This window comes from Staphylococcus casei (assembly GCF_030294405.1).
Classification (GTDB): Bacteria; Bacillota; Bacilli; order Staphylococcales; family Staphylococcaceae; genus Staphylococcus; species Staphylococcus succinus.
This window is the reverse complement of the sequence record NZ_CP125718.1, coordinates 1,267,755-1,289,646: the sequence shown is the minus strand read 5'-3', so window position 1 is coordinate 1,289,646 and position 21,892 is coordinate 1,267,755. Positions and strand designations below refer to the sequence as shown.

The 21,892-nt window shown below is 33.6% G+C and carries 19 protein-coding genes, 1 riboswitch and 2 other annotated features; of the genes, 1 reads left to right on the top strand and 18 read right to left on the bottom strand.

The window, feature by feature from the left end:
- Positions 1–12 precede the first annotated feature (12 nt).
- Entirely contained in the window at positions 13–2,643 is a 2,631-nt protein-coding gene (locus QMO72_RS06235) for a valine--tRNA ligase (RefSeq protein ID WP_103267601.1), read from the bottom strand.
- Between the two features lie 43 nt (positions 2,644–2,686).
- Positions 2,687–2,930 (bottom strand) — a binding site (T-box leader).
- A 59-nt stretch (positions 2,931–2,989) separates the two neighbouring features.
- On the opposite strand from QMO72_RS06235, the gene QMO72_RS06230 reads away from it, so the two are divergent.
- Positions 2,990–3,550, top strand: a complete 561-nt coding sequence (locus QMO72_RS06230) for a DNA-3-methyladenine glycosylase I (RefSeq protein ID WP_103267600.1) — start codon at positions 2,990–2,992, stop codon at positions 3,548–3,550.
- Between the two features lie 347 nt (positions 3,551–3,897).
- On the opposite strand, the gene QMO72_RS06225 is transcribed toward QMO72_RS06230, so the two are convergent.
- From QMO72_RS06225 to QMO72_RS06145, 17 genes are all read right to left on the bottom strand, one after another.
- Entirely contained in the window at positions 3,898–5,292 is a 1,395-nt protein-coding gene (locus QMO72_RS06225) for an MFS transporter (RefSeq protein WP_069823870.1), read from the bottom strand.
- 487 nt (positions 5,293–5,779) lie between these two features.
- Positions 5,780–6,859: an AbrB family transcriptional regulator gene (locus QMO72_RS06220; RefSeq protein ID WP_103267627.1), complete on the bottom strand. Its 1,080-nt coding sequence runs from the start codon at positions 6,857–6,859 to the stop codon at positions 5,780–5,782.
- A gap of 94 nt (positions 6,860–6,953) precedes the next feature.
- A complete protein-coding gene (hemL, locus tag QMO72_RS06215; RefSeq protein ID WP_069823869.1) occupies positions 6,954–8,237 on the bottom strand; it encodes a glutamate-1-semialdehyde 2,1-aminomutase in 1,284 nt (427 codons plus the stop codon).
- Between the two features lie 15 nt (positions 8,238–8,252).
- Positions 8,253–9,230, bottom strand: a complete 978-nt coding sequence (gene hemB / locus QMO72_RS06210) for a porphobilinogen synthase (RefSeq protein WP_069823868.1) — start codon at positions 9,228–9,230, stop codon at positions 8,253–8,255.
- Positions 9,220–9,906 carry a uroporphyrinogen-III synthase gene (locus QMO72_RS06205; protein WP_103267599.1) on the bottom strand — a complete coding sequence of 229 codons (687 nt, stop codon included), beginning with the start codon at positions 9,904–9,906 and terminating at the stop codon, positions 9,220–9,222. Before QMO72_RS06205 ends, hemB begins: the two co-directional genes overlap by 11 nt.
- A gap of 18 nt (positions 9,907–9,924) precedes the next feature.
- Complete coding sequence (gene hemC / locus QMO72_RS06200) at positions 9,925–10,851, bottom strand: hydroxymethylbilane synthase (RefSeq protein WP_103267598.1); 927 nt, start codon at positions 10,849–10,851, stop codon at positions 9,925–9,927.
- 72 nt (positions 10,852–10,923) lie between these two features.
- Positions 10,924–11,745: a cytochrome c biogenesis protein CcsA gene (gene ccsA, locus QMO72_RS06195; RefSeq protein ID WP_046836661.1), complete on the bottom strand. Its 822-nt coding sequence runs from the start codon at positions 11,743–11,745 to the stop codon at positions 10,924–10,926.
- 21 nt (positions 11,746–11,766) lie between these two features.
- Positions 11,767–13,098, bottom strand: coding sequence for a glutamyl-tRNA reductase (hemA, locus tag QMO72_RS06190; protein WP_103267597.1), 1,332 nt, complete (start codon positions 13,096–13,098; stop codon positions 11,767–11,769).
- A gap of 173 nt (positions 13,099–13,271) precedes the next feature.
- Positions 13,272–13,859 carry a ribosome biogenesis GTP-binding protein YihA/YsxC gene (yihA, locus tag QMO72_RS06185; RefSeq protein ID WP_046836663.1) on the bottom strand — a complete coding sequence of 196 codons (588 nt, stop codon included), beginning with the start codon at positions 13,857–13,859 and terminating at the stop codon, positions 13,272–13,274.
- A 153-nt stretch (positions 13,860–14,012) separates the two neighbouring features.
- On the bottom strand, positions 14,013–15,275 hold the full coding sequence (clpX, locus tag QMO72_RS06180) for an ATP-dependent Clp protease ATP-binding subunit ClpX (RefSeq protein ID WP_046836664.1): 1,263 nt from the start codon (positions 15,273–15,275) through the stop codon (positions 14,013–14,015).
- Positions 15,276–15,460: 185 nt separating this feature from the next.
- Entirely contained in the window at positions 15,461–16,771 is a 1,311-nt protein-coding gene (tig, locus tag QMO72_RS06175) for a trigger factor (RefSeq protein ID WP_069823863.1), read from the bottom strand.
- Between the two features lie 171 nt (positions 16,772–16,942).
- The gene (locus QMO72_RS06170; RefSeq protein WP_103267596.1) at positions 16,943–17,866 is read right to left on the bottom strand and encodes a hypothetical protein; all 924 of its coding nucleotides are present in this window, start codon (positions 17,864–17,866) and stop codon (positions 16,943–16,945) included.
- A gap of 12 nt (positions 17,867–17,878) precedes the next feature.
- The gene (locus QMO72_RS06165) at positions 17,879–18,490 is read right to left on the bottom strand and encodes an NUDIX domain-containing protein (protein ID WP_103267595.1); all 612 of its coding nucleotides are present in this window, start codon (positions 18,488–18,490) and stop codon (positions 17,879–17,881) included.
- A gap of 109 nt (positions 18,491–18,599) precedes the next feature.
- Positions 18,600–18,956, bottom strand: coding sequence for a 50S ribosomal protein L20 (gene rplT / locus QMO72_RS06160; protein WP_069823860.1), 357 nt, complete (start codon positions 18,954–18,956; stop codon positions 18,600–18,602).
- Between the two features lie 65 nt (positions 18,957–19,021).
- On the bottom strand, positions 19,022–19,222 hold the full coding sequence (gene rpmI, locus QMO72_RS06155) for a 50S ribosomal protein L35 (protein WP_103267594.1): 201 nt from the start codon (positions 19,220–19,222) through the stop codon (positions 19,022–19,024).
- Positions 19,223–19,249: 27 nt separating this feature from the next.
- The gene (infC, locus tag QMO72_RS06150; RefSeq protein WP_046836832.1) at positions 19,250–19,777 is read right to left on the bottom strand and encodes a translation initiation factor IF-3; all 528 of its coding nucleotides are present in this window, start codon (positions 19,775–19,777) and stop codon (positions 19,250–19,252) included.
- A gap of 23 nt (positions 19,778–19,800) precedes the next feature.
- Positions 19,801–19,929 (bottom strand) — a sequence feature (ribosomal protein L20 leader region).
- Positions 19,930–20,001: 72 nt separating this feature from the next.
- A complete protein-coding gene (locus QMO72_RS06145; protein ID WP_103267593.1) occupies positions 20,002–21,486 on the bottom strand; it encodes an amino acid permease in 1,485 nt (494 codons plus the stop codon).
- 219 nt (positions 21,487–21,705) lie between these two features.
- Positions 21,706–21,878: riboswitch (Lysine riboswitch) on the bottom strand.
- Positions 21,879–21,892 lie beyond the last annotated feature (14 nt).

Sequence of the window (21,892 nt, the reverse complement as noted above, 5' to 3'; positions counted from 1 at the left end):
GTTTTAGGACTCCTATGCTTTTAATTGATTAATTCGTAATTGAACACCGTCATATTTTTCTTGGTAATTTTGTTTCTTCTCACGTTCTTCATTGATTACTTTTTCTGGTGCTTTACTTACGAAGTTTTCATTAGCTAATTTTTTATTTACTCGATCTAATTCTTTTTCCCATTTTGTAAGTTCATTTTCTAAACGTTCTATTTCTTTATCCATATCAATTAAGCCTTCTAATGGTAGCACCACTTCGCCTGCAGTAGTAATAGATGTTATGGCCTTTTCAGGAATTTCAATAGAAGTTTCAATCGTTAACTCACTTGGGTGACAAAATCTATCTATATAATTTGAATTGTTTTGCAGCGTCGCTTTAATATTTTCATCTTTTGCTTGAATAAAAATAGGAATAGCTTTAGAAAGTGGTGTATCAACTTCCAAACGAGACGTTCTTACAGATTTAATGATTTCAACAAGTTGTAACATTGTTTCTTTACTTTCATCAAAAGTAAGTGCATCGTCTACTGTTGGCCATGCTGCATTCACGATTGTTTCACCTTCGTGAGGTAAATTTTGCCAAATTTGTTCAGTCACGAATGGCATGAATGGGTGTAACATTCTCATCGTATTATCTAATACATACGTCAATACTGAACGCGTAACTTGTTTTTGCGCCTCATCTTCACCGTTCATAGGGATTTTACTCATTTCAATATACCAGTCACAGAAATCATCCCATATAAAGTTATAAAGCGCACGTCCTACTTCACCAAATTCGTATTTTTCACTTAAATCAGTCACATTAGCGATTGTCTCGTTTAAACGTGTAAGAATCCATTTATCAGCTAATGATAAATTACCAGATAAATCAACATCTTCCACTTTAAAGTCATCCCCGATATTCATAAGACTGAATCTCGCAGCATTCCAAATTTTATTGATGAAATTCCATACTGATTCAACTTTTTCTGTAGAATAACGTAAATCATGGCCAGGAGATGAGCCAGTTGCTAAGAAATATCTTAAGCTGTCTGCACCATACTCGTCAATAACATCCATCGGATCAACGCCGTTACCCAATGATTTACTCATTTTACGTCCATCATCGCCACGGACTAATCCATGTAATAATACATCATTAAATGGACGTTTTCCAGTAAATTCTAATCCTTGGAATATCATTCTAGCTACCCAGAAGAAAATAATATCATATCCAGTTACTAGTACATTCGTTGGGAAATAACGTTGGAAGTCTTCTTTATCTATATCTGGCCAACCTAATGTTGAAAATGGCCACAATGCACTCGAGAACCATGTATCTAACACGTCTTCATCTTGTGTCCAATTTTCACTATCTTCTGGTGCTGATTCACCAACGTAAATTTCTCCAGTTTCATTGTGGTACCAAGCTGGAATTTGATGCCCCCACCACAGTTGACGTGAGATAGTCCAATCTCTTATTTCTTCCATCCAACGATTAAATGTCTTTTCAAATCTTGAAGGAACAAAATCGATTCTATTATCCGTTTCTTGATTATTTAACGCTTGTTCAGCTAATGGTTTCATTTTAACAAACCATTGCGTTGACAGGTAAGGTTCTACCACTGCACCAGAGCGTTCAGAGTGACCAACTGAATGCTCATGCTCTTCTATCTTAATGACCAAACCTTCTGCTTCTAAATCTTTAACAAGCTGCTCGCGACAATCAAATCTATCCATGCCTTCGTATTTATCAGCCTTGTCATTCATTTTACCAGATTCATCCATCACAATAATACGTTCTAAATTATGACGATTACCGATTTCAAAATCATTCGGATCATGTGCAGGTGTCACTTTCATTGCGCCACTACCAAAATCAATATCTACATATTCATCAGCTAAAATAGGTAATTCTCTACCGACGATTGGTAAGATTACTTTTTTACCAATTAAATCTTTATAACGATCGTCATTTGGATTTACAACAATTGCTGTATCACCTAACATTGTTTCAGGGCGTGTCGTCGCAATCTCAATATATCCTTCACCATCTGCATAAGGATATTTAAAATGATAGAATTTACCTTGTACATCTTCATGAATAACTTCGATATCCGATAAAGCTGTTCTCGCTATAGGATCCCAGTTAATGATATATTCACCGCGATAGATTAAGTCTTTGTTATACATATCAACAAAGACTTTTTTAACTGCTTTGCTTAATCCATCATCTAATGTGAATCTCTCTCTACTATAGTCTAAACCTAGTCCTAATTTAGCCCATTGGTTTCTGATAAAATCAGCATATTCTTCTTTCCAATCCCACGCCTTTTCGAGGAATTTTTCTCTTCCTAAATCATGGCGTGATAAACCTTGTTCATTTAATTTAGCTTCAACTTTAGCTTGTGTAGCAATACCAGCGTGATCCATGCCTGGTAAATATAATGTATCGTATCCTTGCATGCGTTTCATTCTAGTAATTATATCTTGTAATGTTGTATCCCATGCATGGCCTAGATGTAATTTACCTGTTACATTGGGTGGCGGAATAACAATTGTGTATGTTTCTTTTGAATGATCTTCTGCTGCTTTAAAGTAACCGTTGTTTACCCATTGGTCATAACGTCCAGACTCAACTTCGCTCGGATTATATTTTGGTTTCATTTCCATTCGTTAAAATCCTCCTTAAAAAATAAAAATATCCGCCCTACATATATAGGACGGATATTCCGTGGTACCACCTAAATTCATGAAATTAGTTCGCTAACTTCATGCACTTTAAATTATGATTAACGCTCAAACACGCTTTAACCTAGTTGATATACAAGTAATTATTGTATCAGTTCAGCTAAAGTTCAATGTGGGCTACCTTCAATAAGTTAAACTGTACATTTTCAGCAATCATGTACTCTCTGTTAAATCTAACACTATTTACTCTTCCCAGTAGACAATATTTGTTTCCTTAATTATAGTATAATGGATGCGAAGATAAGTCAATGCAATGGAGGGAAAATTTATGAACGAATGTGCTTTTGGAACGAAAGATCCCACTTATTTACAGTATCATGATGAAGTATGGGGACAGCCTCTATATGACAGTCTTGAATTATTTAAATTGATGGCACTTGAATCACAACATGCTGGATTATCCTGGTTAATGATTCTCAAGAAAAAAGAATCTTACGAAGCAGCTTTTTATAATTTTGATCCTGCAAAAATTTCTGATATGACTTCGGAAGATATTGATGCATTAATGTCATTTCCCAATATAGTGCATAATCGAAAAAAACTAGAAGCTATTGTAGGACAAGCAAAAGGTTATTTTGAAATCGTAAAAGATTATGGCAGTTTTAGTGATTTTCTCTGGTCTTATGTAGATGGCAAGCCTGTAGATTTTCAATATACACATCCAAGTGATCGAATTACTGTAGATGCGCGTGCCACAGCATTATCAAAGAAACTAAAAAGTTATGGTTTTAAATTTTTAGGTCCAGTTACTGTATTCTCCTTTCTTGAAGCTGCTGGCCTTTATAATGCTCATTTGCAGTGTTGCCCCCAAAATCCAAATCATTTATAACCTTCAAATAAAAAGAAGTGACTCAAAGCCGCTTCTTTTTAGAACATAAACAAACCCTAAGTGATATTTCACCTAGGGTTTGTTTATATATTAATCTCTTTTATCAATTACTTTATTCAGCCTGACCTGATAAACGTCACTGATATTTAATTTACACATCTTATAATATTTTTCGCTTAATATTGGCAGTTATATATCCTGACTCCTGTGGGAACAGCATTAGCTATAGACTACAGGAAAACATGCATAAAAAAACTGTCGACAAAGTTAGAGCCTTTGTCGACAGTTTGAGGAAGTGACTCAAAATCATTTCCTTTTTAATGTTAAAATGATGGATACTATTCTTTTTATTTAGTTTCTGAATGCCACCATAGTGAATCTTTTGGATTTTCAACAGCAATTTCAAATTCTTTCTCGTTTGCTACTGTTGGATAAGACCCTTTTAACGATTGTTTTGAAGTATCTTTGAATAAAAATACAACTACAATTAGTCCTATAATACTAAACGCTAACAAGTAAAATGCTGGTGCTAAATTACTTCCTGTTTCATGTACGAGCCATGAAGCAACTAACGGTGTTGTACCACCAAAAATTGAAACTGCAATATTGAATGTCCATGAAAGTGTTCTATATCGAACATTTGTGAAGAATAATGTTGGTAATGTACCTGGCATTGTCCCTTCATAAACAGATAACACAATACCAATCATTAATAATCCTATAAATAGGAAAGCAAGACTACCCATATTTAAGAATTGGAAAGCAATCACAGAAAATACGATACCTAAAATTAATCCAATACTAATAATTTTTTTATTTCCTACTTTATCGCCTAAACGACCAAACATAATAGCAAAAGGTAACATAATAATTAATACAATTGCAGTGATTGGTGTGCTAATTGTATCTTTGATACCAATATTTTCGTCTAAGTATGAAGGCATATAGCCTAATAACATGTAGTTTGTGATGTTAAAGAATGCCACAAATACCACACATATTAAAATATCACGTTTGTTTTCTTTAATGATTTGTATGAATCCTGGTCCCTCTTCTTCTTCTTGAGCCAAGTCATTTTCAAAAATAGGAGATTCTTCTAAATGCGTTCTTAAGTATAATCCAAATAAGCCAATTGGAATACTAATGAAGAATGGTATTCTCCAACCCCAACTTTCCATACTACTGCTTGGAATTAACCAAAACATAATTGTAACAAGTACAGATGCGAAGATATAACCTGATAGTGTACCTAATTCAAGCCCACTACCTAATCTAATACGTTTGTTATCCGGTGAAGATTCTGCGATATAAACCATCGCTCCAGCATATTCTCCTCCAACTGAGAAGCCCTGTAATATACGAGCAATTAATAAAATAATTGGTGCCCAAATGCCAATTTGATCATATGTAGGTAAAATCCCTATTAAAAATGTAGAAAATGCCATTAACATGATTGTAGTTGTTAATACAATTTTTCTTCCATATTTGTCACCTATCTTACCAAAAACAATACCACCAACTGGTCTTAGTAAAAATGCAATCGCAAACGTTGCGAAAGTAAAAATCAGCTTCAATTCATCATTATCAACTTGACTAAAAAAGTTTTTACTAATGATTACTGCTAAGTATGAATATAAAGCAAAGTCAAACCACTCCATAGCATTGCCAATCCCAGTTGCAAAAACACTTTTTTTCGCTTGGTTTATGTCTACAGTGTTAATTTTCCGTTTGTTAAATTTCATGACATATACACTCCTTTTAATTACAAGAAGTCATTTTAGCACTAATCAAAAATACGTCAATAGCGAGAAATTTATTGGTCCAATTAAAGAAATCGCTTACTCACAGTGTAGTAAACGTAAGAAACGTTTTAAAATATTTTAACAGTCAGAAAATTCCGATTATTATATTGGTGTAAAAAATCATTTTTAAGTGTTATTTAACACTTGGATTCTCGGTGTAAATTAACTCAATTCTCAATTGTATTTGCCGCTTATTTTTCATCGAAATGCCCCTTTATTTTCAAATAATTCAAAAAAATATAATGTAGTATCGTGATTTCAATTCCTTAAAAAGTTATTTTTATAATGAATTTATTTTTGGAATTTACTAATCATCATACCAAAAAACCAACCAGATTATTATATCTGATTGGCAAATATGGATGCATAAATGACCTTATATATATTTTAACGTGAGCTTAATTTAACCGACTAATCATGCTATATATCATTTATTTTTAGCATGTGCTCTTTCTCTATATTTAAGAAAATAGTTTAGCATTGGCGCTATTAAAAATAGAATAAAGAAAATTCTAAAGATATGATAACTCGAAATCATAGCCACATCTGCCCCTGTTTCAATGGCAACTAATACAATCTGACTCATGCCACCTGGAGCTGCCCCTAAAAACAACTCATTAATAGAATGGTTTGAAAACATTGATATTAACCACACCATAACAAATGCTAATAAAATAAGAAAAATATTTTGAAATGCTATTGCAACAGCTATACGTCCTTTCATTTGATCTACTAAATTGGCAATCTGTATGCCAATTCTTATCATATAGATAACTTGAGCTGCAGCTATGATGTAATTATCTAATGTAAATGTTACACCCGTTATTAGATTCCAACATATAAGCACAACAATGGGTGCTAACAGTTGTCGGGTTGGAAAATTAATTTTTCCCATTAAGTAATAAACAATGGTAATAGCTAAGATTAAGCATACGATACTGGGCCACGTTAGTGCCTCTGTTAATTTTTCAGTTGCTGTTGTACCTATTGATGGCTGTCCACTAGCATCTTTGAAAAAATAGGAAATAAACGGAACAAGAATAACCACAAAGATAATTCTCGAGGTTTGCGTTAAACTTACGACCATGATATTAGCATTTTTATTCTCCTCTGCCATAATGAGCATTTGACTCAAGGCACCAGGTATTACACTAAGTATTGCAGTTTCAATATTAACTTTAGCAATCTTTTTAAAAAAATAAGCTATCAGTAAAGCAAGCATAATTAACATGACTGTAATCATGACAATGGTAAACCAATCATTTTTAATATCTTCGATAACCGTATCTGTGAATGTCGAACCGATTTGAACACCAAGTAAAATCAGTCCAATTTGACTTAACCAAAATGGCCAACGAATTTCTAAATGAAAAACCTTAATGCAAATCACACTTGCGATGATGGGTCCAAACATGAATGGTAATAAGACATGTAATGCATGAAGTAATAAACTTAATAGGATTGCTACTGTTAAAACAATTAAATTGTTTCTCAATTGCTTACTCATGTCCTCACAACTTTCATATATCATTTTCTTTAAACATGATTCCAAATAAAAAGCACCCGTTCAACGCAATCGTTGCTCGGGCGCAAATAAAACTTTATACAATTCTACTTAGCGCAGTATCAAATGCTTGTATCGTTGTTTTAATATCTTCTTCGGTGTGTGCGGTTGAAAGAAATGTACCTTCAAATTGTGAAGGTGGTAAAAAGACCCCTTCTTTCGCCATTTCTCTATACATTTGACTGAACATTTCTAAATCGCTATCATTCGCTTGTTCAAAATTTGTAACTGGCCCTGCATTTAAGAAATATCCTATCATAGAACCAGCGCGATTTACAGTAATTGGCACATTATGCTTATTGAATACCTCTTTCAAACCTTCTTCTAATAAGTCACCAAGTTGATTGAAATAATCGTAAGACTCAGGTGTTAATTGATTGAGCGTTTCATATCCACTCGTCATTGCTAAAGGATTTCCTGACAATGTACCAGCCTGATAAATATCACCAGTCGGTGCAATTTGGTCCATTATTTCTTTTTTACCACCAAATGCACCTACAGGTAATCCACCGCCGATCACTTTGCCTAGACAAGTTAAATCTGGCGTTACATTGAAGTACCCTTGAGCACAATGATAACCCACTCTAAATCCAGTCATAACTTCATCAAAAATTAATAATGAACCATACTCTGTTGTGATATCTCTTAAGCCTTGTAAAAAGCCTTCTACTGGTGGTACCACGCCCATATTTCCAGCTACCGGTTCAACAATCACACCTGCTATGTCATCACCAAATTCTTCAAAAGCAACTTTTATAGCTTCTAAATCGTTATATGGTACGGTAATTGTATTTTTAGCAATCCCCTCTGGAACTCCTGGTGAATCAGGCAAACCAAGCGTTGCAACTCCTGAACCAGCTTTGATTAATAATGAATCACTATGACCATGATAACAGCCAATAAATTTAACAATTTTATTACGACCAGTGTAGCCACGTGCTAAGCGAAGGGTATCAAGTGTTGCTTCAGTCCCAGATGACACCATTCTTATTTTTTCAATAGAAGGTACACGATCAATAACGAGTTTTGCTAATTTATTTTCTTGAACAGTTGAGGCACCAAAACTCGTCCCTTTATCCACAACTTCGTGAATCTTATCAATGACTTGTTTATTTTGGTGACCTAATATTAACGGACCCCAACTTAAAACATAATCAATATATTCGTTGCCATCTATATCATAGATTCTAGAACCTTTACCATGGTCCATAAATATTGCTGGCGTATCTACGGATTTAAAAGCTCTTACTGGACTATTGACACCACCTGGCATCAAATGCTCAGCTTCTTCCATTGCCTTTTCAGAATTCTTATATCTCATTATAAAATTACCTCCTTATTGTTCATCAATATATCGACAAATATCTTTTGAAAAATATGTGATGATTAAATCTGCGCCTGCACGTTTCATTGAAATCATTTGTTCCATCACTACTGCTTTTTCATCAATCCAACCATTTAACGCAGCAGCTTTAGTCATACTATATTCACCACTTACATTATATGCTACTACAGGTACCTGAGTTGTATTACGTACGTCTCTTATAATATCTAAGAAGCTCAACGCTGGTTTAACAATCATCATATCTGCACCTTCATTTAAATCGCTATCAAGCTCTCTAAGTGCTTCTCGTCTATTTGCTGGATCCATTTGATACGTTTTACGATCACCAAATTGTGGCGTTGATTCTGCTGCATCTCGAAATGGTCCAAAGAAACTTGAAGCATATTTGATACCATAACTCATAATAGGAATATTATAATACCCCGCTTCATCTAAACCAGCTCTTATTTCTGCAACAAAACCATCCATCATATTGCTTGGTGCAATGATATCTGCTCCAGCTTCTACTTGAGAAATTGCTGTCTTCACAAGTAATGGCAATGATTTATCATTATCAACATCTTTGGTATGTTCATTAATCACGCCACAGTGACCATGATCTGTATACTCACATAAACAAGTATCTGCAACAATCAGTAAATCACTGTACATCGCTTTAGCTTTTCTTGTAGCCTCTTGAACGATACCGTTATGGTCGTAAGCACCTGTACCTACTGCATCTTTCTCATTTGGAACACCGAAAAACATGATACCTCTAATGCCGAGGTCGTAAGCTTCTTTAATTTCTTCATCTAATAAGTTCAAACTCAGTTGATAAACACCTGGCATAGATTTTATTTCTTCTTTTACATTATCGCGTTCAACAACGAATATAGGATAAATTAAGTCTTCTTTACGGATTTGTGTTTCACTTACCATGTTTCTCAAAGTTTTACTACTACGTAATCTTCTGTGTCTATCAAATTGCATTATCTTTCCAACTTTCTAATGTTTTTTTTACTAAGGATTCTAGTGTTTGAATATCTGCGATTGTAGCGCATATATTGTATTGTTCCAACGTTTCTAATGTTTGTTGACCAATAACAAAATAATTGTCAAAAGGTGGCACATCGTTATTTTCGAAAAAATATCTTACTGCGGATGAGCTTGCAAAGGTTACTGCATCTATTTTTTTATCTCTCATCAATCTTTTAACTGCAATGATATTTTCAGTATGTGGAATCGGTTGGTATAAGTCAATTTTTCTAACTTTATAAGGTTGTTGTGCTAAGGTATTTTGCAATAATGTCCTTGCTGATGCGCTAGAAGGTATTAAAATATGACTGCTTTTTGCCGCTTTAAACATTTTTAGAAACCCTTCTTGCGAATAATCATCAGGGCAAAAATCCACCTTTAAACCCAAAGAATGACAGTATTCAGCCGTTTTTTCACCGATTACAGCAATATGAGATACCCTGACTTTAGATAAATAAGGATAAAAATATTTAACAGCATTTTTTGACGAAAAAATAAGCCAGTCATAGTTATTTTCTAATAAACTTAAGTCAAAAGGTAGTGGCTCTACATCTATAAAAGGCATATGTAGAATACACGTATCATTTTTTTTAAATTCACTAGTTTGTGTCATAACTATAACTGGTCTCATTATTTTCACCTCAAACGGTTATTCTGCTTCGTTCAGTGCTTTAATTACATCGTATGCGCCTTGTTCATTCAATACTGCTGTTACTTTTTCACCTAATTCTACCGGATGTTTACCACGTTCTGTATGTTCATAGCGTTCTTTACCATCAGGGGACATGATTAATCCAGTGAATTCGATAGTACCCTCATGGTCTTTAGTTGCATAACCACCTATTGGGACTTGACAGCTTCCATTCATACGTTCTAAGAATGTTCTCTCTGCTGTAACACAATCCGCCACATCACTATTATGTACTTTTTGAAGTAATTCTAACAATGCGTGATCGTCTGCACGACACTCAATACCCAATGCACCCTGGCCAATGGCTGGTATTAAAGTACCTTTATCTAAATAACTCGTCACTATGTCTTCTGACCAACCCATACGTTTAAGACCTGCCGCAGCAAGTATAATGGCATCATAATCTTCATTTTCCAACTTACTTAAACGTGTATCAATATTGCCACGTATCCATTTTATTTGTAAATTAGGGTACTTAGCAAGTATTTGAGCCCCACGTCTTAATGAACTTGTACCTACAATACTTTGATCTGGTAGTTCATCTAATGGTATATGATTTTTAGCGATGTATGCGTCGTATGGATTTTCACGATCTGGAATACATCCCAATGTCAGCCCCTCAGGAATGACACTAGGCACATCTTTTAATGAGTGAATCGCCATGTCTATATTATGATCAAACAACTCATTTTGAATCTCTTTTACAAATAGGCCTTTACCGCCAACTTTAGATAATTGCTTATCGACAATACGATCACCTTTGGTCACAATTTCTTTAATTTCAATTTCTAAATCCGGATCTATAGATTTTAATTTATCAATGAATTGTTGGCTTTGCGTTATGGCTAACTTGCTTCTACGCGAACCAACGACTAACTTACGCATCGTGTACATCCTCCTATAGATGATTAAGCAATTGACACTTAATCATTCCTAGCTATTATTCATATCTCCCAATTAATGTATTTCTGAAATATGAGAAGCAAAAAATAAATTTATCATACTTAAACCAAACAAAAAGATATTAAAATATATCAATTTATTTTTATTTATAGTACCTCTAACTCTCAAATATATATATACGCCATATAATATAGTAATAATTGTAGACATAATCACCTTAGAATCTATTAAGATATTGGCACCCAAAGTGTTAAATCCCCATTGCGCACCTAAGATGATACTTAAGATGATAAAAATAAAGCCTATTAGACTACTATAAAAGACAACTTGTTCAAGTGTGGCTACACTACCAATTCTAAAATATTTTTGCGTAAAACGTTTTTGCTTTAAATTTTTATACTGAATTAAGTATAAAACACAATTTACAAATGCAAAAGCAAATAAAGCATAACTTATAGTTGCTAAAGCAATATGAACAATCAACAATTCATTTATAATATTGATCTTGCTGCCTGAACTTTGATAATTCATAGGTTGAAATGTATTAACGGCAATTAATGAAAAACCGATTAAATTAAATAAAAAAATAGAAATATTAATTTGTTTAATCACACTTATCACAATTGAAATAGAAATAATCAACCACGCGAGAGCAAATAAGACATCAAAAATATTTCCTAATGGTACTTGCTGAGTTACATTAATATAAAAAGATAAAGAGATTGTTTGTAACATCCAAACAATCCCTAATGTAACAAAGCCAAATTTTCTAACTATATAATGCTTACTTACAAAGTCGAAAAAATAACAAGCAATACTAAATAAATAAATCAATAATATTAGTTCATTTAATCTTATGAACAGAATTTCTTGCATATCATCACCATTTGTATATGCTTATTCAAAACTTAGAATTTGACTACTGCTCACTTTATTCCTTGTCTTTTTAGGTTCATAAGCGTGTTCAGCCTCTATGTCAAAAATGTTTTGGAAAAGCTCTAATTTTTCGTTACTTTTCTTATCACTACTCAATTCTTTAGCTTGTTTGATAGGATCTTTTAACATTTGATTAATGATACTCTTGGTGTGTTTTGAAATGATTTTACGTTCTCTATCAGTCAAACCAGGCAATTTTCTATCTATGCTGTCCATTGTATCTGCTTGTATATTCATAGCTTTCTCTCTTAATGCTTGAATCACAGGCACGACACCCAACATATTCACCCATTCATTATGAGCTACAATTTCATTTGGAATCTTCTGCATGATTTCATTTGCTGCGTTTTGACGTTCTCTGAGATTAGCATCTACTAACCCCTTCAAATCATCTACATCATAATTAAAAACACTTTGTATTACATCTATATTAGGTTCTATATCTCTCGGAACCGCTATGTCAATTAATACTAGTGAATCATTTTTACGTTCAGAAGCGATCGTGCGCATCATCTCATTTGTCACTATATATTCTTCTGAGCTCGTAGAACTGATTACAATATCAACTTTAGCTAAAAGATTTGGTAATGAATCCATCGGTTCATAGTTCACTTGATGTTTTCTTGCTAAATTTTGAGCTTTACTTAACGTTCTATTTACAATAGTAATATCAGTGACACCTGAACCAATTAAATTTAAAAGTGATAGTTCACTCATATCCCCTGCACCAATGATTAAAGCTTGCTTATTATTAATTTTGCCAAATACTTTCTTACTTAGTTCAACAGCTGCATAAGATACACTCACCGCATTATCTGCAATATCAGTTTCATTATGTGCTTTTTTCGCAAAAGTAATTGCTTGTTTAAACAAGTGATTAAAAATAGTACCCGTTGTTTCTTCTTCTTGAGCAATAAAGAATGCATCTCTTATTTGTCCAAGAATTTGAGTTTCTCCAAGTACTATAGAGTCTAAACCTGAAGTGACATGCAATAAATGATTTACTGCTTCGTCCCCCACTTTTACTTCAGTCATAGACTTAATCTCTTCAACATCAAATCCAAAAGATCTCGCTAAAAATCTTTGTATATAATAGCGACCTGTGTGTATTTGATCAGCAACAGCATATACCTCTGTGCGATTACAAGTTGATAATATCACATTTTCTAAAATAGATTTTGTTTCATATAAATCAACATTGGCTGAACGTATGGCATCATCTTTAAAAGCAACTTTTTCTCTCAGTGCTACATCTGCTGTACGATGATTAATGCTAACCGCAATTAAATGCATTTATAACGCCCTCCATACATATTACAATAAGTAAATTATAACACAATTATGACATGATTTAAGTAAGTTGCCTAGTAAATTAGAAGAATTATAATTTACATTCAAATTGTTGTCATAAATTGTACTTATAATAAACAAATGACTTTCAGCATATGATTATTACTTTTGAGTGATTACAAATAAGCAGCAATCATATCCCATATTAATTGTTGTTTATTGTTTTTAACAGAAGAATAACTTACGATTTCATCTTCTGGTTCCATCTCTAATTTTTGTTGAATATTAGCTAGATGTTTTTGAACTTTACCTTTTGGTATTTTATCTTCTTTTGTAGCTACGACAAGTGTAGGTATTTCAAAATATTTAAGGTAATTGTACATTAATATGTCATCTTCTGATGGATTATGTCTTAAATCAACAAGCTGTATGACTAACTTCAACGATTCTCTACTAGAAATATATTTTTCTATCATTTTGCCGAATGCTTCACGCTGTTTTTTACTTACTTTCGCATAACCATAACCTGGCACATCAACAAATACAAGTTGATTATCAATATTATAAAAATTGAGCGTTTGTGTTTTTCCAGGCTGTTGTGATGTACGCGCCATATTTTTTCTACCTATCATGCTATTAATAAATGTCGATTTACCAACATTAGATCTACCACTTAATCCGACTTCACTTAAGCCAGTTTCAGGATATTGTTCTGGTTTCACTGCACTAATTAATAATTCTATTTCATTAGGATTCACTTTCATTATTATCGACCCTCTTTTCTTCTAAACTAACTGTTCCATTATATTACACAATTACATGTATGAATACGTATTTTTATTATATCCGTTGTTTCTATTATAAAATAAAAGCCCTAAGTTGCATATATACAACTCAGGGCTTTTCACACACTTAAATTAAGCAGAAGTTTGTTCCTTGTTCACAAGGTTTCCTTCTTTATCGTATAGTTCAGGTTCTTTTTCATCATTAATTGTTTCATCCGTTATGATGACTTTTACAACACCTTCAGATGAAGGAACATCGTACATAATATCAATTAATGCTTCTTCAATAATAGAACGTAAACCACGAGCACCTGTTTTACGTTCGATTGCTTTACTACTAATGGCTGCTAAAGCTTCATCAGTGAATATTAATTCCACATCATCAAGTTCTAGCATTTTAGTGTATTGCTTCACTAGTGCATTTTTAGGTTGCGTCAAGATATTATTAAGCGCGCTTACATCCAATGTTTCTAAGTTAGCAACAATCGGAACACGACCAATAAATTCAGGAATTAAACCATAAGATTGTAAATCTTCAGGTCTGATTTGTTCAAGTATTGCATCTTCATCATATTTAGAAGCTTCACTACTTGAGAAACCAATCACTTTTTCACCTAATCTACGTTTAATAACTTCATCAATTCCATCAAAAGCACCACCAAGTACAAACAATATGTTTGTTGTATCTATTTGAATTAACTCTTGGTTCGGATGCTTACGTCCACCTTGTGGCGGCACGCTAGCTGTCGTGCCTTCTAATATTTTTAGTAACGCTTGTTGTACGCCTTCACCAGATACGTCACGCGTAATAGATGTGTTTTCTGATTTTCTAGCTATTTTATCTATCTCATCGACATAAATGATACCTTTTTCTGCTTTATCAACATCGAAATCAGCTGCTTGGATTAAACGTAATAGTATGTTTTCTACATCATCACCGACATAACCAGCTTCTGTTAAACTTGTTGCATCTGCTATTGCAAATGGTACATCCAATGTTCTAGCTAAAGTTTGCGCTAAAAGCGTTTTACCGCTACCTGTAGGTCCAATTAAAGCGACATTACTCTTTTGTAATTCAATCTCATCTTCGTTTGGTCCTAATTGTTGGATTCGTTTGTAATGATTGTACACAGCCACTGCTAACGATTTCTTAGCTTTCTCTTGACCGATAACATAATCATTTAATCTATCCATAATTTCTTTAGGTGTTGGTAATTCTGTTAAACCTTCCGTTTCTGATTGAGCTAATTCTTCTTCTACAATCTCTGAACACAACTCAATACACTCATTACAGATATATACACCACTTCCTGCAACCAATTTTTTAACTTGATCTTGGTCTTTACCACAGAAAGAGCATTTTAAATTTTCTTCATCTTCATTGAACTTAAACATTCTATTTACACCCCTATTCCCTAAAGACTATACTAGATAGTATTTTAATATGCAACTTGTTGATTTCACAAGTTATTTGCACAAAATAGTGTAGCAGATACATTAATTGAATGCATCTGCTACTGGTTTACTATATTAAACGACTAACATATAATTCACAAAATATTTGCTCTCGTTATATTTAGTTACGCTTCTGAGTCATCTTTAGATGGTTCTACTAATTTCGCTTCTTTTACTAATAAGTCGATAACTTTTTGGATACGTACATCATTTTTGATGATATCTGTATTACCAAGTGTTTGTTTGATGTCTTCAGCAGACATGTTAAACTGTTCACTCATTTTTTCTAATTCAGCATCGATATCAGCATCTGTTACTTCAACAGCTTCAGCGTCAGCAATTGCAGTTAATGTTAAGTTTGTTTTAACACGTTCTTCTGCATCATCTTTCATTTGTTCTCTTAATTGAGACTCATCTTGTCCAGAAATTTGGAAGTAAGTTTCTAAGTTAAGACCTTGTTGTTGCATACGTTGTCCAAATTCTTGAACCATACGATCTAACTCAGTATTAATCATAGCTTCTGGAATTTCAATTGAAGCGTTGTTTGCAGCTTTATTAATTGCTTCTTCTTTTTGAGCGTTTTCAGCATCCGTTTCTTTTTGTTCAGCTAAACGTTTGCGTACATTTTCTTTGTATTCATCAACAGTGTTAGCTTCTGCATCTAACTCATTAGCAATTTCATCTGTTAATTCTGGAACATCTTTATATTTAATTTCATTAACTTTCGTTTTGAAAGTAGCTTCTTTGCCAGCTAATTCTTCAGCATGGTATTCTTCTGGGAAAGTAACAGTAACGTCTTTTTCTTCACCAGTTTTAACGCCTACTAATTGTTCTTCGAATCCTGGAATAAATGAACCTGAACCTATTTCAAGGTCGTAACCTTCAGCTTGTCCACCTTCGAATTGTTCTCCATCAACATAACCATCAAAGTCAATGTTTACTGTATCGCCATCTTCAACAGCACCATCTTCTCTAACTACCATTTCAGCTAAGTGGCCTAATTGGTGGTCAATTGATTCTTGAACTTCTTCTTCAGTTAATTCAACTTCTTGTTTTTCGATTTCTACACCTTTGTAATCACCTAATTCAACTTCTGGTTCAACTACTACAGTAGCTTCAAATGTCATCTCGCTACCTTTTTCGATTGAAGTTACGTTGATTTCCGGTTGATCAACTGGTTTAATTCCAGTTTCGTCAATAGCTTCACCATATGCTTCTGGTAATAAGATATCAACTGCATCTTGATATAATGCTTCTACACCAAAGCGTTGTTCAAATATTGGACGTGGTACTTTCCCTTTACGGAATCCAGGTACATTAATTTGTTTAACCACTTTTTTGAAAGCTTGATCAATTGCTTTGTCTACTTTTTCTGCTGGAACTGTAACGGATAAAACACCTTCGTTACCTTCCTTTTTTTCCCAAGTTGCTGTCATGTATAAAAACCTCCATGATTATCCTATTTTATTTTTTCAACTTCACTATTATAGCATACGTGATTGCTCTACACAAACAATGAAATTACAATCTATATAATATGACTTGTTGAAATTAATTTTAATTTTATAATACTACTATAATTAACTACCCAAATTACATAATGTTAATTATTCTGGTAAATCTATTGTTGCAATAAAACTGACGACACTATTAGTTGTGTCTAGATCTTCCAAGCCTAACATTGATTTAAAATAATTTATATAGGCATTCACCCACTCATCCACTGAAGCGATACTTTCAATATCTAATGGATAAAGTAATATAGCATGATTATTCATTACGTGGTGCGCTTCATCTATAATTTGCGCTGCGTCATCTTCAATCTGACGAACAACTGCTGGAAGCACTTTTGTCTTTAGTACCGTTTGTTCAAGTCCAGAAAGTTGGCTTGGTTGCACTTCCATAGTGTGACCGTACTTCTGAACACGAATGCTTTGATTGTATCCGGCGAAACGTAAATATTCAAGCATTATACAAATAACATTGGGTGCCAATGCCATTTCTTGTAATAAATTGACTATCGATCCGGTATAACGGTATTGATTATGATCAATTAAAGTGAGCATCGTATTGATTTGTTCACGCAGCGACAATGTTGCAAATCGTTGTAACATCTGTGCAGCGTGTTCATTATCTTTATCGATTTGACTTAAAGCATATTCTTTTATAGGAAACAATTCCATTCTCGTTTTATGCTCATTAACTTCATCCATAATTTGATCAATCACTTCAATCACTTCATAATACTGACCTAAACCATTTAAACTCTTAACATAATAAACCATCAAATCATCATATTTAGTGACACCTTGCTTTAATAAAATGATAGCCTCCTCGCGCAATTCAAGATAATGCTCCATTCGATAAAGCGTCGCACATTTTAACAATGACATTTGTTCATCTAGTTCAAATTGCTGTTCGAACACTTCAAAAAGTTCATAAGTTCGATCAAAATCATTTTGATTAAAGGACTGTTTAATTTCTCGTATTAATTTTTCTTTTGAACGCGGAAAAGGAATGATGTCAGACATTATTAAACACCCCTACTGTAATGCTTCTAATATTAAAGAACTCCATGTTTCAAATTCATCATAATTGTCTATCTTACTTTGGTCAACCCATTTAATCCTTAATGTATCTGTTTCTTTAGCTTCTACATCGATACTGCTCACCTTAATCTTGAACACTACACCTAAATGAACTTCTCCAACTTCATTTGTATCATCATTAATAAAACCTATGTAAGCTAAATTTTGAGATTTATGATCAGGCAAACCTACTTCTTCTTCTAGCTCTCTTTGCGCATTGATTCTAAGCACTTCGTTAATTGATTCAGCGCCTAGTACATCGTTCATATGACCGCCTACACCAATTGAAGATTGACCATGAAGACGTGACTCGCCGCCACCTGACAAACGCTCATAAACCAATATTTCATCATGTTCATTTTCTAAAATACAGTATGAAATCAACTGTTTATATGTTGGATCTTCTTCCATATCTCCACGTCGCTTAACTTCATATTTAGAAAGCGTATCAAAAACTTCTTGACCCTTAGCAGCGTTTTTATCAAGGAATCCATTAAATTGATTCTTTTCATTATTAAATAAAATTGTTCTTGGAACAACTGTAATCATTTCATCAAATTTAGACATCCGTTTCTCCTTCGTATATGACTTCTTTGTTATTTTATCAAATGATTGATAGATATCAAAACAAAAATAAAGAGATGTACACAGTTGTACATCTCTTTATTTTAGATAATTATTTTAAAGCTTCTTTAGCTTTAGCAACTAATTCACCGAAAGCTTTTTCATCTGAAATAGCAATTTCAGAAAGCATTTTACGGTTAACATCGATTTCAGCTTTTTTCAAACCGTTCATAAGTCTTGAATAGCTCATATCATGTTGACGTGCTGCCGCGTTGATACGTGTAATCCATAATTTACGGAAATCACGTTTTCTTTGACGACGGTCACGGAAAGCGTATTGTCCTGATTTCATTACTTGTTGTTTTGCTACTTTGTATAATGTGCGTTTTGCACCGAAGTAACCTTTAGCTAATTTAATCGTCTTTTTACGACGAGCTCTTGTTACTGTTCCACCTTTAACTCGTGGCATAATAAATTCCTCCTCAAAATATCTTCAATCTTTTATAAGTCAATGTGATAAATCAATATCGTCAATTATTTTTTATAAGCTAATAATTGTTTTACGCGTTTCATATCTGATTTACTTACTAATGAAGCTTTACGTAATTTACGTTTTTGTTTAGTACTTTTGTTTGCAAATAAGTGAGATGTGAAAGCTCTAGAACGTTTTAATTGACCTGAACCAGTTCTTTTAACACGTTTAGCTGCTCCACGGTGTGTTTTCATTTTAGGCATGATTCATTTCCTCCTGTAATATCTTTTTTATTTTTCATTTATCGGATTAAGCATGATAAACATTTGACGCCCATCCATTTTAGGTCTTTGCTCAACTGTCGCGATATCTTTACATTCTTCTGCAAATTTTTCTAAAACACGTTGACCAATTTCTTTATGCGTAATCGCACGACCTCTGAAACGAATAGAAACTTTACATTTATCGCCTTTAGATAAAAATTTACGTCCATTTTTCAATTTAGTTTGGAAATCATGTTCCTCAATTGTAGGACTTAAACGAATTTCTTTAAGGTTAATTGTTTTTTGTTTCTTCTTCATTTCTTTTTCTTTTTTCTGTTGCTCGAATTTATACTTTCCGTAATCCATAATTCTAGCAACAGGTGGTTTAGCATTCGGAGCCATTATGACTACATCTAAACCAACACGTTCAGCCATTTCTAAAGCTTCAGCCTTAGATTTTACGCCGACTTGTTCTCCATCTTGTCCGATTAAACGTAATTCTTTTGCGCGAATCTTTTCGTTAACTTGAGTCTGATCTTTTGCTATGGTTGACACCTCCAAGATTTTTACGAAATTATCCCAAGCAAAGAGAGCGAGTATACAATATACCCGCTCTCTTCTACACATGACATAATCATGTATATATAGACCTGCCAACTGCAATTAGCGTCGCTACAGGTGAGAAGCGGGAGCTTCTACTTGGTTCGTTTCGTATTCAACGTTACCTATATTAGCAACAATTTTGAGACAAGTCAATAGTTTTTGTAACATTTCATGTTTTATTTATTATCCATTTTAACATCTTGTCTTAAATTCACCTGTTCTAAAGGAACAATTTTTGTTTTATATCTCAGTTTATGATAAATGAAAAATGCTAAAAATACTGGTATCCCCATATACGTAATAACGAATCTATTAAGATCAAATGCGCCTGTTTTAATAAAGTCTACGTCTTGACCAATGATTACAACCACACATAAGAAACCTGCGAATATTGGACCAAATGGGAATAATTTCGCTTTATATTTCAATTTAGATTTATCATAATTTTGTTTATCAAATGCTTTTCTAAATCTATAATGACTAATCGCTATACCTACCCATGCAATAAAACCAGTCATTCCACTTGCTGCAACAATATACTCATAAGCATCACCACTCAAGTGTTGTAAAACAAAAATACCAATTACAATTACTGCAGTAACGAGTAATGACATATAAGGCACACCACTCTTATTTGTTTTACCAAATACAGGGAATGCAAGTTTATCTTTACTCATTGAATATAGCATACGCGTGGAAGCATACATTCCCGAATTACCTGCAGATAATACTGAAGTCAAGATTACCGCATTCATGAATGATGCAGCAAATGCTAAACCTGCATTTTGGAATACAAGTGTAAACGGTGATGTTGCCACATCATCTCCGCCGCCCATTAAAGCAGCACTATCGTATGGAATCAGCATTCCAATTACAAATATCGCAAGTATATAGAATAATAATATTCTCCAAAAGACTTGTTTAATTGCTTTTGGTACTGCTCGCTCTGGATTTTCAGATTCTCCAGCTGTAATACCAATTAATTCTGTGCCTTGGAATGAGAATCCTGCAACTAAGAACACACCTAAAATAGTTAACAAGCTACCTCCAAGGTTACCGCCTAACACAGGGCCGTCGCCTTTAGTGAATATGTCAAAGCCTACAAATTCTCCACCCATAATACCTAGTATCGTTAACAATCCGATAATAATAAAGATGATTACCGTTACTACTTTAATTAATGCAAACCAATACTCACTTTCACCATAAACCCTTACGGATAAAGCATTAAGTCCAAAAATTATAACTAAAAATAGACAGCTCCAACTCCATGCTGGTATGCCTGTCAGCGGCGTCCAATACTGTATAACTTGAGCAGCAATAGTAACATCTGCTGCCACTGTAATTACCCAGTTAAACCAATAATTCCATCCTAATGCAAATCCGAGGGACGGGTCCACAAAGCGTGTAGCATAAGTACTAAATGAACCTGATACAGGTAAATATGTTGCCATTTCTCCTAATGATGTCATAAGGAAGAAAACCATCGCACCAATAATTGCATAGGCTAATAAAGCACCTAAAGCACCCGCGTCATGTATTGCGCCTCCTGAAGTCATGAATAGCCCAGTACCAATACATCCTCCGATTGCAATCATGGAAATATGACGATCTTTTAGTCCCCTTTGAATTCCATCATTTTGAATTTCTTGTTTTGCCATAGAAGCTTCCTTTCTTTATAAACTTAGAGGTTAACTTTCTATATGCTTAAGATTGTGTCATTTATAGTATACAATCACTTTATTGTAATGAAGTCCATTCAATTACACGTTTAACTATAAACTTTTGCTCTATCCCGAAAACATATGCATTATAAATTTTTGCCCAAAATAAAATGGTTGCATACCTAATAGATATGCAACCATTTTAATAATAGCATTTATATAGGTAGCACATCACACATGTGACAGTCCAGTTTCTTTCGAAAACTGTCCCAACTCGCATTGTAAATGGTCAATACAAGTTTCGGCATTTCCACCTTTCATTATTTCAACATACGCCCCATTTGGCTTCTGAATAATTACTCTTTGAAGATGCAACCTCTAACTCAAATTTGATATGAATATT

Excerpts from the sequence above, each read along its gene's own strand:
- QMO72_RS06235 (WP_103267601.1), bottom strand. The coding sequence starts at position 2,643 with ATGGAAATGAAACCAAAATATAATCCGAGCGAAGTTGAGTCTGGACGT.
- QMO72_RS06230 (WP_103267600.1), top strand. The coding sequence starts at position 2,990 with ATGAACGAATGTGCTTTTGGAACGAAAGATCCCACTTATTTACAGTAT.
- QMO72_RS06225 (WP_069823870.1), bottom strand. The coding sequence starts at position 5,292 with ATGAAATTTAACAAACGGAAAATTAACACTGTAGACATAAACCAAGCG.
- QMO72_RS06220 (WP_103267627.1), bottom strand. The coding sequence starts at position 6,859 with ATGAGTAAGCAATTGAGAAACAATTTAATTGTTTTAACAGTAGCAATC.
- hemL (WP_069823869.1), bottom strand. The coding sequence starts at position 8,237 with ATGAGATATAAGAATTCTGAAAAGGCAATGGAAGAAGCTGAGCATTTG.
- hemB (WP_069823868.1), bottom strand. The coding sequence starts at position 9,230 with ATGCAATTTGATAGACACAGAAGATTACGTAGTAGTAAAACTTTGAGA.
- QMO72_RS06205 (WP_103267599.1), bottom strand. The coding sequence starts at position 9,906 with ATGAGACCAGTTATAGTTATGACACAAACTAGTGAATTTAAAAAAAAT.
- hemC (WP_103267598.1), bottom strand. The coding sequence starts at position 10,851 with ATGCGTAAGTTAGTCGTTGGTTCGCGTAGAAGCAAGTTAGCCATAACG.
- ccsA (WP_046836661.1), bottom strand. The coding sequence starts at position 11,745 with ATGCAAGAAATTCTGTTCATAAGATTAAATGAACTAATATTATTGATT.
- hemA (WP_103267597.1), bottom strand. The coding sequence starts at position 13,098 with ATGCATTTAATTGCGGTTAGCATTAATCATCGTACAGCAGATGTAGCA.
- yihA (WP_046836663.1), bottom strand. The coding sequence starts at position 13,859 with ATGAAAGTGAATCCTAATGAAATAGAATTATTAATTAGTGCAGTGAAA.
- clpX (WP_046836664.1), bottom strand. The coding sequence starts at position 15,275 with ATGTTTAAGTTCAATGAAGATGAAGAAAATTTAAAATGCTCTTTCTGT.
- tig (WP_069823863.1), bottom strand. The coding sequence starts at position 16,771 with ATGACAGCAACTTGGGAAAAAAAGGAAGGTAACGAAGGTGTTTTATCC.
- QMO72_RS06170 (WP_103267596.1), bottom strand. The coding sequence starts at position 17,866 with ATGTCTGACATCATTCCTTTTCCGCGTTCAAAAGAAAAATTAATACGA.
- QMO72_RS06165 (WP_103267595.1), bottom strand. The coding sequence starts at position 18,490 with ATGTCTAAATTTGATGAAATGATTACAGTTGTTCCAAGAACAATTTTA.
- rplT (WP_069823860.1), bottom strand. The coding sequence starts at position 18,956 with ATGCCACGAGTTAAAGGTGGAACAGTAACAAGAGCTCGTCGTAAAAAG.
- rpmI (WP_103267594.1), bottom strand. The coding sequence starts at position 19,222 with ATGCCTAAAATGAAAACACACCGTGGAGCAGCTAAACGTGTTAAAAGA.
- QMO72_RS06145 (WP_103267593.1), bottom strand. The coding sequence starts at position 21,486 with ATGGCAAAACAAGAAATTCAAAATGATGGAATTCAAAGGGGACTAAAA.